Origin of the sequence: Streptomyces sp. NPDC001714 (genome assembly GCF_042892755.1) — a bacterium.
Lineage (GTDB): Bacteria > Actinomycetota > Actinomycetes > Streptomycetales > Streptomycetaceae > Streptomyces.
Window position 1 is genome coordinate 75,865 of the sequence record NZ_JBIAUL010000008.1, and the last position, 12,349, is coordinate 88,213.

The 12,349-nt window shown below is 69.6% G+C and carries 14 protein-coding genes; 10 read left to right on the forward strand and 4 right to left on the reverse strand.

Annotation, left to right across the window (positions count from 1 at the left end):
* The first annotated feature begins 81 nt into the window (after window positions 1-81).
* From ACFY0P_RS22170 to ACFY0P_RS22195, 6 genes are read left to right on the forward strand one after another with little or no spacing between them, the layout of a single operon-like run.
* The gene (locus ACFY0P_RS22170) at window positions 82-1,080 is read left to right on the forward strand and encodes an MCE family protein (RefSeq protein ID WP_388916374.1); all 999 of its coding nucleotides are present in this window, start codon (window positions 82-84) and stop codon (window positions 1,078-1,080) included.
* A complete protein-coding gene (locus ACFY0P_RS22175; RefSeq protein WP_388915626.1) occupies window positions 1,077-2,186 on the forward strand; it encodes an MCE family protein in 1,110 nt (369 codons plus the stop codon). The genes ACFY0P_RS22170 and ACFY0P_RS22175 overlap by 4 nt, the downstream gene beginning before the upstream one ends.
* A complete protein-coding gene (locus ACFY0P_RS22180; protein WP_388915628.1) occupies window positions 2,183-3,484 on the forward strand; it encodes an MCE family protein in 1,302 nt (433 codons plus the stop codon). Before ACFY0P_RS22175 ends, ACFY0P_RS22180 begins: the two co-directional genes overlap by 4 nt.
* Window positions 3,481-4,755 carry an MCE family protein gene (locus tag ACFY0P_RS22185; protein ID WP_388915630.1) on the forward strand — a complete coding sequence of 425 codons (1,275 nt, stop codon included), beginning with the start codon at window positions 3,481-3,483 and terminating at the stop codon, window positions 4,753-4,755. Before ACFY0P_RS22180 ends, ACFY0P_RS22185 begins: the two co-directional genes overlap by 4 nt.
* A gap of 11 nt (window positions 4,756-4,766) precedes the next feature.
* Window positions 4,767-5,240, forward strand: a complete 474-nt coding sequence (locus ACFY0P_RS22190; RefSeq protein ID WP_351498028.1) for a hypothetical protein — start codon at window positions 4,767-4,769, stop codon at window positions 5,238-5,240.
* A gap of 34 nt (window positions 5,241-5,274) precedes the next feature.
* Window positions 5,275-6,036 carry a hypothetical protein gene (locus ACFY0P_RS22195; protein WP_388915632.1) on the forward strand — a complete coding sequence of 254 codons (762 nt, stop codon included), beginning with the start codon at window positions 5,275-5,277 and terminating at the stop codon, window positions 6,034-6,036.
* A 390-nt stretch (window positions 6,037-6,426) separates the two neighbouring features.
* On the opposite strand, the gene ACFY0P_RS22200 is transcribed toward ACFY0P_RS22195, so the two are convergent.
* Entirely contained in the window at window positions 6,427-6,669 is a 243-nt protein-coding gene (locus ACFY0P_RS22200; protein ID WP_388915634.1) for a hypothetical protein, read from the reverse strand.
* An 80-nt stretch (window positions 6,670-6,749) separates the two neighbouring features.
* Entirely contained in the window at window positions 6,750-7,145 is a 396-nt protein-coding gene (locus ACFY0P_RS22205; RefSeq protein ID WP_388915635.1) for a hypothetical protein, read from the reverse strand.
* 70 nt (window positions 7,146-7,215) lie between these two features.
* On the opposite strand from ACFY0P_RS22205, the gene ACFY0P_RS22210 reads away from it, so the two are divergent.
* Window positions 7,216-8,193 carry a hypothetical protein gene (locus ACFY0P_RS22210; protein ID WP_388915638.1) on the forward strand — a complete coding sequence of 326 codons (978 nt, stop codon included), beginning with the start codon at window positions 7,216-7,218 and terminating at the stop codon, window positions 8,191-8,193.
* Between the two features lie 1,083 nt (window positions 8,194-9,276).
* Here ACFY0P_RS22210 and ACFY0P_RS22215 read toward each other — a convergent pair.
* Window positions 9,277-9,891 (reverse strand): hypothetical protein, encoded by a 615-nt coding sequence (locus ACFY0P_RS22215; RefSeq protein WP_388915641.1) that lies wholly within the window; start codon window positions 9,889-9,891, stop codon window positions 9,277-9,279.
* Between the two features lie 119 nt (window positions 9,892-10,010).
* Here ACFY0P_RS22215 and ACFY0P_RS22220 point away from each other — a divergent pair, with 119 nt between their 5' ends.
* Window positions 10,011-10,397 (forward strand): hypothetical protein, encoded by a 387-nt coding sequence (locus ACFY0P_RS22220; protein ID WP_388915644.1) that lies wholly within the window; start codon window positions 10,011-10,013, stop codon window positions 10,395-10,397.
* Between the two features lie 245 nt (window positions 10,398-10,642).
* Here the strand turns inward: ACFY0P_RS22220 and ACFY0P_RS22225 are convergent, their stop codons facing one another.
* Complete coding sequence (locus tag ACFY0P_RS22225; protein WP_388915647.1) at window positions 10,643-10,903, reverse strand: hypothetical protein; 261 nt, start codon at window positions 10,901-10,903, stop codon at window positions 10,643-10,645.
* Window positions 10,904-11,101: 198 nt separating this feature from the next.
* On the opposite strand from ACFY0P_RS22225, the gene ACFY0P_RS22230 reads away from it, so the two are divergent.
* Window positions 11,102-12,118 carry a hypothetical protein gene (locus tag ACFY0P_RS22230; RefSeq protein ID WP_388915650.1) on the forward strand — a complete coding sequence of 339 codons (1,017 nt, stop codon included), beginning with the start codon at window positions 11,102-11,104 and terminating at the stop codon, window positions 12,116-12,118.
* Window positions 12,119-12,131: 13 nt separating this feature from the next.
* Window positions 12,132-12,329 (forward strand): YxD-tail cyclophane-containing RiPP peptide, encoded by a 198-nt coding sequence (locus ACFY0P_RS22235; protein ID WP_388915653.1) that lies wholly within the window; start codon window positions 12,132-12,134, stop codon window positions 12,327-12,329.
* The last annotated feature ends 20 nt before the right edge of the window (window positions 12,330-12,349 follow it).

Consider the following 12,349-nt stretch of genomic DNA (forward strand, 5'->3'; position numbering starts at 1 on the left):
GAACCCCTCCTGAAAGTCCGCGTCCTCCCGCCCAAGCTGCCCAGGATCCGGCTCAGGCGCCCACGCCTGAAGCCCTTCCGCGTGGGGGCACCTCCCACGCCTCTCAGGCAGTGGGGGAGCAATCCGGTCGTCGTAGGCGCCGTCGGCCTCACCGTCCTCGCGCTGCTCACCGTTGCCGCCTTCAACGCCGACAGCCTGCCGCTGATCGGCGGCGGCGACACCTACAGCGCGGCCTTCTCCGAGGCCGGCGGGCTCAAGCCGGGCGACGAGGTACGGATCGCCGGGGTCAAGGTCGGCAAGGTCGAGGGCGTCGACCTGGACGGCGACCACGTCAAGGTGACCTTCAAAGTGAAGGGCCATCCGGCGTTCGGTACCGACACGGGTGCGTCGATCCGTGTCAAGACGATCCTCGGCGCGAAGTACCTGGCCCTGTACCCGAAGGGGCCCGGCCAGTTGAGGCCGGGCCGCGAGATCCCGCTCCGGCGGACCGTGTCGGCGTACGACGTCGTCCAGGCCTTCAGTGACCTGACGACCACCACCGAGGAGATCGACACGGACCGGCTCGCGAAGGCACTGGACACGATCTCCGTCACCTTCCAGGACTCCCCCGAGGAGGTGCGGGCGTCGATCAAGGGGCTGTCGCGGATCTCCCGGACCGTCGCCGCCCGTGACCAGGCGCTGCGCGGGCTCCTCGACCATGCGAACGGAGTCACCAAGGTGCTGGCCGGTCACACGAAGGACTTCTCCGCGCTGGTGAAGGACGGTGACGCCCTGTTCAAGGAGATCGACGAGCGGCGTGCGGCGATCCACAAGCTGCTCAAGAGCTCCGCGCTGCTCGGCATCGAGCTGTCCGGCCTGGTCGACGACAACAGCAAGGAGATCGGGCCCGCGCTGAAGAACCTCAACACCTTCGTGACGATGCTCGAACGCAACCAGGCAAGCCTCGACCGCAGCGTCCAGCTCCTCGCCCCCTACGTACGGCTCTTCACCAACACCCTCGGCAACGGCCGCTGGTTCGACTCCTACATCCAGAACCTGGTCGCCGCCCCGGTCACGCCACGGACGGGAGGCACCCGATGACCCGCAGACTCCTGGCCCTGTTCACCGCGCTCGCGATCGTCATCGGCCTCGCCGTCGTCCTCTGGCCGGGCCCCGCCCCCGTCCGCGTCACGGCGTACTTCCCGCGCACCGTCGGCATCTACCCCGGCTCCGACGTCCGCGTCCTCGGCGTCCGCATCGGCGAGGTCAAGAAGATCACGCCGGAGGGCGACCGGGTACGGGTGGAGCTGGAATACGACCGGAGCCGCAAGGTCCCCGCCGACGCACAGGCCGCCATCATCAACTCCTCGGTGGTCAGCGACCGTTACGTGCAGCTGCTGCCGGTGTACCGCAAGGGCGCGGTGCTGCGGGACGGAGGCGTCATCCCCGAGTCCCGTACGGCCGTCCCCGTCGAGCTGGACCGGATCTTCGACAGCCTGCACACCACCGCCGAGGCACTCGGCCCGAACGGTGCCAACAAGAAGGGGGCGCTGTCCCGGCTGCTCGGGGTGAGCGCGGACAACCTCCAGGGGCAGGGCGAGAACCTCAACCAGACGGTGGAGGACCTGTCCCAGGCGGTCACCACGCTGTCCGACGGGCGGGGCGACCTGTTCGGGACCGTGCGGAACCTTCAGGTGTTCACGGCCGCGCTGGCGGCGGACGACACCAGCGTGCGGTCGTTCAACACCGACCTCGCGGACGTGGCCGGGCAGCTCGCCGGGGAGCGCAAGGATCTCGCGGCCGCGCTGAAGTACCTGGCCGCAGCACTCGGCGACGTGTCCGGCTTCGTGAAGGGCAACAAGAAGGCGCTGACCTCGGACGTGCAGGGCCTGGCCAAGGTCACCAAGGTCCTCGTCACCCAACGGCACGCTCTGGAGGAGCTGTTGACCGTCGCCCCCACGGGCCTGTCGAACCTGCAGAACGCCTACGACCCCGCCGCCGGCACCCTCGACACCCGCAACAACGCGCAGACCTCGCAGGATCCGTCCTCCGTTCTCTGCTCGATCCTGAAGACGACCGGCGACGACCACGACAACTGTGCCGGGCTGAAGAAGCTCTTCGACTCCCTGCCCGAGGTTCCGTCGGCCCCGCCGTCGACGGGCACGGTCGACAAGACCCTCGGCGGGATTCTGGGGGCACCGGCATGAGCGTGCAGCGCAAGGGGCGGGTGGCCGCCTGGGCGGCGGTCGGCTCGCTGCTGCTGACCGGCTGCGAGTTCAACGGCTGGTACGACGTTCCGCTCCCCGGCGGCGCCGCCTCGGACGGTCACGCCTACCACGTCACCGTCGACTTCCGGGACGTCCTGGACCTGGTGCCGCAGTCGGCGGTCAAGGTCAACAACGTCACCGTCGGCGCGGTGGAGAAGGTGGAACTGGACGGCTGGCACGCGCGGGTACGGCTGCGCATCGCCGACTCGGTGAAGCTGCCCGGCAACGCCGTCGCCGATCTGAGGCAGACCAGCATGCTCGGCGAGAAGTACGTCGCCCTGTCCGCACCGACCGGCACGCGACCCGTCGGACGGCTCCACGACGGCGACCGCATCCCGCTGTCCCGCAGCGGCCGCAACCCGGAGGTCGAGGAGGTGCTGTCGGCCCTGTCCGCGCTGCTCAACGGCGGCGGGGTGGCCCAGCTGAAGACGATCACCGTCGAGCTGAACAAGGCCCTAAGCGGCCGCGAGGACCGGGTCAGGTCCCTGCTGAAGCAACTCGACACGTTCCTCGGCGGCCTCGACGACCAGCGGGCGGAGATCGTGCGCGCGCTCAAGGGCGTCGACCGGCTGGCGAAGCGGCTGAAGGACGAGAAGAAGACGATCGCCCTGGCCGTCGACACCATTCCGCCCGCCCTGAAGGCCCTCGCCGACCAGCGCAAGGACCTGACGAAGATGCTCACCGCCCTGTCGGCACTCGGCAAGACCGGCACCAGGGTGGTGAACGCCTCCCACGACGACACCGTCGCCAACCTGAAGAAGCTCCAGCCCATCCTGCAACAGCTGAACAAGGCGGGCGACGACCTGCCCGACTCCCTTGAGCTCCTGACCACTTACCCGTTCCCGCGCAACGCGACGGACGCCGTCAAGGGCGACTACGTCAACCTCGAGATCACCGCCGACCTCGACCTGGCGGACCTGTACGGCAACGTCACCGGCAAGCCGGGCAACGGCGGGAAGTCCCCGGCACCCGGGACACCGCGTCTTCCCGTTGTCCCCACTCCCGCCCCTCTCCCGTCCGTCCCGTCCCTGCCGGGCACCCCGTCCGTGCCCCCCGTGCCCCCCGTGCCCCCCGTGCCCTCCGCGCCCGCCGTACCCTCGACGCCCTCCGACGGCAGCACCCTGCTGTGCCCGCCGGTGTGCACGGCTGCGTACGGCACCGGGGACGGCTCGCGTCGTCTCCCGCCGGGGGTCGATCTCGGCCTCGCCGAGCTGATGCTGAAGGGGATACTGCCGTGATCACACGTACGGTCAGGGCCCAGCTGCTCGCCTTCGCCACCGTCACCGCCCTCGGGGTGTCCTACGTCGGCGCCCGGTACACGGGCCTGGTGGACGACGTCCTGCACCGCGGCTACACCGTGCGCGCCGACTTCGTCGAGTCCGGGGGCGTCTTCCCCGGCGCCGAGGTCACCTACCGGGGCGTGCCGGTGGGCCGCGTGGGCGATCTGCGGCTGACCGGGTCCGGGGTCTCGGTGGCGCTGAAGATCGAGGACAGTGCCCCGAGGATCCCCGCCGACACGCTCGCGGTGGTCGCCGACCGTTCGGCGGTGGGCGAGCAGTACGTCGACCTCCAGCCGCGGCGCTCGGGCGGGCCGTACCTCATGGACGGCAGCCCGATCCCGCGCAGCCGCACCCGGACCCCACTGCCGGTCACCGACCTGGTCCTCAGCCTGGACCGGCTGGTCAACTCGGTCGGCAAGGACGATCTGCGGGTCACCGTGGACGAGTTGGGCAAGGCCTTCGCCGGCACCGGACCGAACCTGAGCCGGCTGGTGGACTCCGGCAACGCGCTGGTGGAGTCGGCGTCCGAGTCGCTCCCCCAGACGGTCTCGCTGATCGAGGACTCGCGGAAGGTGCTCAAGACCCAGGCCGACCAGGGCTCGGCCATCAAGTCGTTCTCCCGCGACCTGGCCACGCTCACCGAGCAGCTGAAGTCGAGCGACGGCGATCTGCGCAGGCTCATCGACAACACCGCGCCCGCAGCCCAGCAGTTGGACTCCCTGCTGAAGTCCACCCGCCCGCAGGTGCCGGTCCTGCTGGCCAACCTCATCAGCGGCGGCCAGATCACCCTGGCCCGGCTGCCCGGCGTCGAACAGGCCCTGGTCACACTCCCGCTCACGGTCGCGGGCAGCTACACGGTCATCCCCGGCGACGGCACCACCCACTTCGGGATGACCGTGAACGCCGACGACCCTCCCGCATGCACCCAGGGCTACGGCACCCAGCGGCGCGACCCCGCCGACACCAGCACGCGCCCGGCGAACACCGACGCGCGCTGCACGGTGCCGCGCGGCAGCAAGACCTCGGTGCGCGGAGCGCAGAACGCGCCCGGCGCGACGACGGGTCGGTACAGCGCCGGCCAGAGCGCGTTCGTGGCCCCGTACGACCCGGAGACCGGCACCGTGACCGGCCCGGACGCAACGCCCTTCGAGATCGGCTCGACGGGCGGGGAACAGACCGTGTTCGGAAAGGAGTCGTGGCAATGGCTGCTCGTGGGACCGATGGCATGAGAGGCGGACGCATGAGGCTGCTGTCGGCGGGGCTCGTCGCCGCGACCGTGCTGACGACCGTGCTGTGTGTCTGGCTGGGCCTGAAGCTGTCCGACCAGCGCGCGGCGGAACAGCGCCGTCAGGACATCCTGGCGGCGGCCCGCCAATCGGCGCTGAACTTCACCTCGCTCGACTACCGGCACTACGACCGGGACAGCGGCAATGTGCTGAAGGGCGCCACCGGCGAGTTCAAGAAGGAGTTCGCCGCGCAGACCGCACAGCTGACGAAGCTGGTTGCGCAGAACAAGTCGGTGTCCGAGGGACAGGTCCTGGACGCGGGCATCGTGCGGTCCGACGCGCGCTCGGCCCGGGTCCTGGTCGTGGCCGACAGCAAGGTCACCAACAGCGCCGCGCCCGAGGGGCAGGCGCGCACCTACCGGCTCCAGCTCGACCTCGCGCGCGTGGACGGCCGCTGGCTGACCTCCGACGTCGCGTTCGTGGGCTGACCCGGCCGTGAGGCCATCGATGAGAAGAGACACCATGGCGAACCCGACCTCTCGCACCGGCTCACCGGCCCGCCGCACCATGACCGCGGCCGCCCGCGCGGCAGCCAAGCGCGCCGGACGGCCCGCGCGCCCCGAGCACGGTGCCGGCCAGGAAGAACAGCCTCCCTCCGGGCGCACCCTGCTCATCGAGCCCCCGGCGAACGGCTGGGAGGACCCGCCGGAGCCCGAGTCGACCGAGTCGTCCGAGTCGTCCGAGGGGGAGCAGCCGGAGGACGGCGCGCCCCCGCGCAAGGCCGGGCGAAGCGTGCTCACCGCGGTGCTGGGCGTCGTCCTCGTGGCGGCCCTGGTCGCGGCCGCCGTACTCGGGTGGCAGTACCGGCAGGGGCGGCAGGCGGAACAGGCTCGCGGCGAGGCCCTCGCGGCCGCTCGGCAGGCGGCGCCGGTCGTGCTGTCGTACGACTACCGGCACCTGGACCGGGACTTCTCCCGGGCCCGCGCCCTGCTGACCGGGCACTTCCGCGACCAGTACGGCAAGACCACGAGGGCGGTGGTCGCGCCGACCGCGACGAAGTACCACGGCGTGGTGAAGGCGACCGTCGCCACACCCGCCGACGGCGGCGCCCCGGCGGTCTCCGTCGTGTCGGCCACACCGGACCGGGCCGTCGTCCTGCTCTTCGTCAACCAGGTCACCCGCAGCACCCAGGTTTCGGAGCCCCGGCTGGACCTGAACCGGGTGCGTATGACGCTCACCCGCACCTCCGACGGTTGGAAGGTGAGCGGCGTCGACGCCCTCTGACCGCGGTGCGTGGACGGGATCGACCGGTGGTACGGCGGGCTGCCACGGCCGCCGCGATGGCAGCCGCTGTAACCGGCCTGGCTGCCCGTCGATTGTGGACCGTACCGGTCAATGGCTACGGCCATTCGAATGGCATCGGGTCCCGCCATCCCCGCAGCTGCCATCCGCCCGGACAACCTCTTGCCGGTTACGACGAGTGTTCACTGGCGCAGGAGGATGCAGCGGTTATTCGAGTGGACAGGCGGGTGGCCCCTCGTTGGGTGACGGCTGCGGCAGTGCTGGTGGCGGCGGGAACGGCCTGCCTTGCCGAGACAGGACCGGCCGCGGCCGTCGACCATGACACCGTGGTCGACTGCGAGCACAACCCCAACGCCCTGCAGCTCGCCCTCATCAATCGACGCTGTCGAACAACTCGGGGAACTTGCCGTCCCGGTCCCGGATCAGGAACCGTGCCCGGCAGTCCGACTCCTCAAGGTCCATGACGAGATTCCTCGCGGCCTGTACCAGCCAGGAGGCGGTCGGGTGCGCGGTAGCACCCAGGACACGGATCCGGCGGGTCGCATGCTCGATCACCGCGAACACGTACAGCCGCGCCCCGGTCAGGGTGACCGTCTCGAAGAAGTCGCACGCCACAAGGGCGTCGGCCTGGGAACGCAGGAAACCTCCCCACGTGCTGGAACTCCGTTCGGAGGCGGGATCGATCCCGGCCGCCTTCAGGATCTGCCATATCGTGGAAGCAGCCCCCGTACGCCCAGGACGAGCAGTTCGCCATGCACCCTCCGGTAGCCCCGACCGGGATTCTCCCGGGCCAGACGCAGCACCAGGACACGGACGGAGCGCACGGTGCGGGGCCGGCCCGGGCGGCCCGGCCGGGAACGGGCCGCGTGCCGACGCGCGAGCAGGTCGCGGTGCCACCGCAGCACCGTATCGGGGCGCACCGGCAGCCGCACCTGGCGCAGCACACCACGCGGGAGACGGTGCAGCAGCGCGGCCGGGAACGCCCGGTCGCCCGGGGCGAACCGCGCTCTCTCCTTGCCGAGTTGGCGTTCCAGCACCATGAGCTGATGGCGCAGGGCGAGGATCTCGATGTCCTTGCCGTGGTCGCTCATAGGCAGCAGGCGCAGCCTCGCGAACCGTTCGTCACAGCGAGATACGTCAGTCGCAGCAGCACCGTCGGTCATGTTCCCGCAGTTCCCGGCACGCCGCCACATGGAGGCTGTCACTTCTGCAGGAATCGCCCTGGCGCAGGCCGTGACGGCTCTGCGGGCCGCTGCGCGTGACGTAGGGGTCGCCACGTACGCCGCTTCACGGCACCGCCTGAGGGACCTCCATGCCGCTGTTCCGCATAACACCGACCGTCGAATCCCCGGCCCCGATATCTACGATCCCTTCTGGGACGACCCTGTCAGTAGATACCTCATCCAGGCCAACTACCACCTGGCCGGCCTGCGAGGCATCGAGACGTCGCGACTCTGGGACATCGTTGAGGCGAGCTGGGAGGATCACGCTCACCAGGATGGCGAGTACACACTGAGCGAGGCTCACATCGCAGAGGCGATCGTGCGGTTCGAGCCGGGCATCAACTACGACCGCTTCCGCGCCTATATGCACGTGATGCGCGTGCATGCGACCGAGCGGAACTACGCGGAAGAACGTGAACCCTCTCTCCGGACTGAGCGCGAGGCTGCCGAGCGAGCTGAGCGCGAGGCTGCCATGCAGAAACTCAAGGCCGACCAGGAGGCACGAGCCCGGGCGCAGGAAGCGCGCGTCACTGCTGCCGCCGAGCGGAGTGCTAGGACCGGCCGAGCCGCCAAACCGCAGGATGTGTTCTACGTCGTGACTGGCACAGACCGGGTAACCGGCAAGTCGGGGGTCAAGTTCGGCATCAGCAACGGGGACGGAGAGGTCCGGCTGTCGCGGCACGCCCGCGACGGCTACAACACCCGACACCGGCTCTTCACCGGCCTCCCGAAGGGGGTCGCCCGAGAAGCGGAGAACGGGATGCTGGCGCGCCTCGAATGTGCAGGCCACAAGCCGCTGCACGGACGCGAATACTACCCGCAGGCCGCCCTTGGACTGATTCTGGACTCGCTCGATGGGGACCTGACCCCTGCAGCCGACTCCGTGGACAAGGAAGTCAAGGCATTGACCGGCTGACCGCACGCACCAACGGTGGATTGACCTCAACCGGGACGCCCGTTATCCGGAAATACCCGGGAGTTATCGGCAGGTTCGGCTATTCAAGCATGCGGAATAGGTCTCTCGACGGGCAGCTGATGCTGCCTCGACAAGGGCCGCGCGCTTCCCTGCACCAAGCAGGGAGACACACGCCACGATACTGCTTGACCAACTCGGTTACACCGGACGCGCACAGTGCACTGCTGTCATCCCCGTCTCCTCGGCCGTGGGCTGGCCCCACCCTTGCGGACTCTCACGCTCTCGTCCGCGCCGACCAGAACAGGAAACACGTTGCGCGCCTCACACCCGCTCAGGTCGAGCCGAGCGAGGGGCTCCGGGCAAGGTTGACGCCCAAAATTCCACCGCCAAAGACCCGCCGATTCGGGCAAGAAGACGGAGCCACTCAGTGGGAGAGTCGGGCTGGCGGTCCACCCTCAAGTAGAAGCCTTGACCGCGGACTTCATGGAATCGGTCCGAATCTGCAGGTGCGGCGCCGCCGCTCACGTTCTTGGGCATGGAGGCAGGACAGCGCAATCTCAGGAGATTCGCCAAATCCACAGACATCGGGACACACGAATGAGTGAAAAATACGGGGAGTGGCCACCCTCCCGTACTTCCCTATGCACTGCTGGAGACGACCCCTGCCCCGAAGGCGCCACCCCGTGCCTCTTGGCTCTCCTTCCGGGATCAGCTCTCGGGCTCACCCTGCTTGCTGTTGCCGGGAGGAAGCCGCCGACGCGCCCGCTCGCACTGTCTTTCCTGCAACAGCTCTTTGCGGTCACCCGAGTTCTGCGGCCAGACCTCCCGCACGAAGGCGATCCATCCGCAAAGGACGAGTCCGAGCGCAGCGACGACAGCACGGCACCCCACGGGGCACCGTCTGGAAGTTAGAACACGGTGACACGCCTTCCGACCTTGAGCGGCCGACGGGCAGTTCACCACCACACCACCGCAGGAAAAGACACCATGATCCCCTTCATACCCCTGCCTGCCGAAGCAAGCGGCTCTGCCGCAGGCAGGCCCCTGAGCGGCAGGAGGACCGTGCTGACGGAGGACTCGCAGCTACCACTCCACCTGGCCTCGCAACTCTGCCCAGGTATAGCTGTCCATACCGTCGTGAGGGCCGAACCTGGAGAGTTCCGAGCCTTCACCCCCCACAGCCACGAGGAGCGGTCGAATCCCCCCCTGGCCCGTGGACGGGGACTTCCAGACCACGACGAGCCACCCATGCCCAGGCACCTCGACCCGTCGGTCACCGAGGAGGAGATGATCCACCTCGGCCGCCACCCGGAGTTCGCTGGACCCGACCCACGGGCCCATGTCCGGATGACGATGCCGCAGGCGATAGGCATAGCTCAGGCAACCTGTGCCTCCGCCGAGCTCGATCATGCCGACCTGCCCTGGCTGGCCCACCGCCAGCCTCTCGGCTGGCAGATCACCGCCCGACGCACTCCCCCGACCTATGTACCGCCACTTCTCGCCGCAGCGCTCAATCAGTGCAGTATGCGTCTCCGTTCTCACGGATCCGGGACGCCAGACGAGCCAGACTGCGCCGACGCCTGCATCCAGATCGACGTCACCCGACACAAGGGTCATCAAGCGACGAGGCAACCAACCGGGCTGCGACACCGTGCCGTTGAGCACGCGTCGGACCACCCTCGGCAGAATGATCTCCATGCAACGGTCGATTCGGCATATGCGACGCAACTCCGCGCGAGTGGACATGTACACACGGTACCCAGCGGCGGAACCCACCACGACGGATGTCGCCCTCGTATCGCACTCGTCCAGGTGAAGTGCAGATAAGCACCGATTGCTGGCGGGCCGCGAGGGATGGCGACGAGCAGGACAAGGCCACCTGGCTGGAAGCCAAGGGCGCCGAAGAGCAGGCCGAGTCCGAAGCCTGGTCGCAGCAGTACCGAATGCCGCCCCTCGAAGGCCGCGAGCGCGCCGTCGCCTGGGGCATGCGCTGCCGCCACCAGGTCCTGGCTGCCGCGTACACCACTCTGGTCCTCGAAGGCGGAACCAGCGAGGCGGAGTGGGAAGAGATCGGGCAGGCGGCTCGTACGATCACCCGCGCCGGCTGGTGGATTGATCAACGCTCCTCGGAGACCGGCGACCTGACCGAGCTGCCCGAGGCGGCCACCGCGGCCAACCGGCCCACCGAGAACCCCCACTTCTGACGTCCGATGCCCCGCTTCAGCGGAGCACCGGCTCGCTCACCCTGCCGGTGATGCGGACATGACTGGTCCGCTTGCCGACCCCCACCGCGGCGAACCTGGCTTGGCCCCCCTACCTCACGACTTGGTCGCCGGAGTGGACCGCCCAAGGACACCATCGCCCTGCTGTACCGGGCACGGCTTCGGGTCTGGTGCACGATCGGGTGACATCTTGACCTGCCCCACGGTTTGGGTTCCAGCTGCGGTGGCTAACTGGCGGCGGGGATGGTGTCTTGTTCGGAGAGTAGTTCGTACTCGATCGGGGTGCGGTAGCCCAGTGCTGAGTGGCGCCGCTGTCGGTTGTGGAAGACCTCGATGACCCTGTTGCCCAGTTGGGTGAAGTCGGCGTGATCATAAAGCGTTTGCCGTCCACCATCGCGGTCACCGGCGGGTCTCCCGACCGCAAGGGGCGGCCGGAATGCGGTGTTGACCGGGCCGTCGCCGCGTACTGTCATGGTGTTCGCACGCATCCGAGCGTCCATGACGAGGAGCGCGACGTGACCGAGTGGCACAGCCGTCCGGCGTGGTGCCCCGCCACGCGCGCCCGGCGTGACCGAAACGGTACGGCCGTCCTCCCCTCTCTGCCCCGGGTCCGGTGACCGGCCGTGCCCTCGGGTGGAACGGCCGCGGACGGTGGTGGCCCCTTGCTGCCGCCATCAGTTCTGGGGTTGCGCGGGCTCGATGCGGCGGTGCTGGCCCGTGGGCGGCGGCTGCTGGCGCTCGCCGGTGACGCCCGGCACCGGGACGCGGCCGATGAGGCGCGGACGCTGGCGCTCCGGGCCGCCGCCGACTTCGAGAAGGGGGTACGGCTGACCGGCCGGCACGGCGCGCCGTCGGCCGTGCGCTGCCGCGCCCTCCTCGATCTGGCCGAGGCGCGGGCCGTAGCCGCGGGCGACACCGGTCATCCGGAGGTCCTGGACGCACTGCGTCAGGCGGTGGAGGCGGTCCGCGACCTGAGTCCGGCGTTACGTGTACCGACCCTGCGCCGGCTGGCCGAGGCGCATGCCGCGCGGTACCGGCACACCGCCGAGCTCACCGAACTCACGGCCGCCGACGAGGTGTTCACCCAGGCGGAGGCGCTGGTGGGGCGCGATGCCCCGGAGCGGGCGGAGCTGCTCGCGGGCCACGGCGAGGTGCTCGCCGCCCGGGCCGAGCGGGGCGCCGGCCTCGCGGTGGCCACTGATGCCGTACGGGTGCTGCGGTCGGCGCTGGCGCTGACGCCGGGCAGTGATCCGCATCTGGCCGACCGGCAGCTTCTGTTCGGCCGCGCCCTGCGTCATCATCACGGCGCGGGCGGTACGCAGACCGATCTGCACGAGGCCGAGTGGGTGCTGGCCCGCGCGGCACGCGGTGCGCCGGACGACCGCACGGCGGCACTGGCATGGTTGGAGCGCGGGGACGTACTGCTGCGGCTGGCCGGGCAGACGAAGGTGTCCAAGTGGCTGGACCGGGCATCCGAGTCGTATCACCACGCCGTACGGAGTGCGGACCGGGCCGGTGAGCCTTTGCTGGCCGCCCGGGCGTACCACCAGCGCGGGGTGGTGCTGGAGCGGACGGCGGGACCGGAGCACGCGCTGGAGTCGTACCGCGCGGCCTGGCCGCTGTGGCAGCGGGCCGGGGCGGCGCAGGAGCAGACTGCCCAGTTGACGTTCGAGCGCATGACCGCGCTCGGCGGAACGGACTGAAAGGGAGTGCGGAGTGGCGGAGTTGACCGAGCAGGACAGACTGGCGAACTCCCCGCTGCCCGACTTCAGTGGTGTCGATCTGGCCGCTCTCCGCACCCAGGTCGACCATCCCGTGCTGGGCGCCGTGCTGGCCACGCTACTAGCTCGGTCCTGTCATGCCGAAGGCGGTCTCGCGGCGTATCACGAGGACTCTCCCGGGGTAGAACGGTAGCGGCGAATCACGGCCATACC

Excerpts from the sequence above, each read along its gene's own strand:
- ACFY0P_RS22215 (WP_388915641.1), bottom strand. The coding sequence starts at position 9,891 with ATGGAGATCATTCTGCCGAGGGTGGTCCGACGCGTGCTCAACGGCACG.
- ACFY0P_RS22225 (WP_388915647.1), bottom strand. The coding sequence starts at position 10,903 with ATGCGTGCGAACACCATGACAGTACGCGGCGACGGCCCGGTCAACACC.
- ACFY0P_RS22205 (WP_388915635.1), bottom strand. The coding sequence starts at position 7,145 with ATGAGCGACCACGGCAAGGACATCGAGATCCTCGCCCTGCGCCATCAG.
- ACFY0P_RS22190 (WP_351498028.1), top strand. The coding sequence starts at position 4,767 with ATGAGGCTGCTGTCGGCGGGGCTCGTCGCCGCGACCGTGCTGACGACC.
- ACFY0P_RS22210 (WP_388915638.1), top strand. The coding sequence starts at position 7,216 with ATGTTCCCGCAGTTCCCGGCACGCCGCCACATGGAGGCTGTCACTTCT.
- ACFY0P_RS22195 (WP_388915632.1), top strand. The coding sequence starts at position 5,275 with ATGGCGAACCCGACCTCTCGCACCGGCTCACCGGCCCGCCGCACCATG.
- ACFY0P_RS22180 (WP_388915628.1), top strand. The coding sequence starts at position 2,183 with ATGAGCGTGCAGCGCAAGGGGCGGGTGGCCGCCTGGGCGGCGGTCGGC.
- ACFY0P_RS22175 (WP_388915626.1), top strand. The coding sequence starts at position 1,077 with ATGACCCGCAGACTCCTGGCCCTGTTCACCGCGCTCGCGATCGTCATC.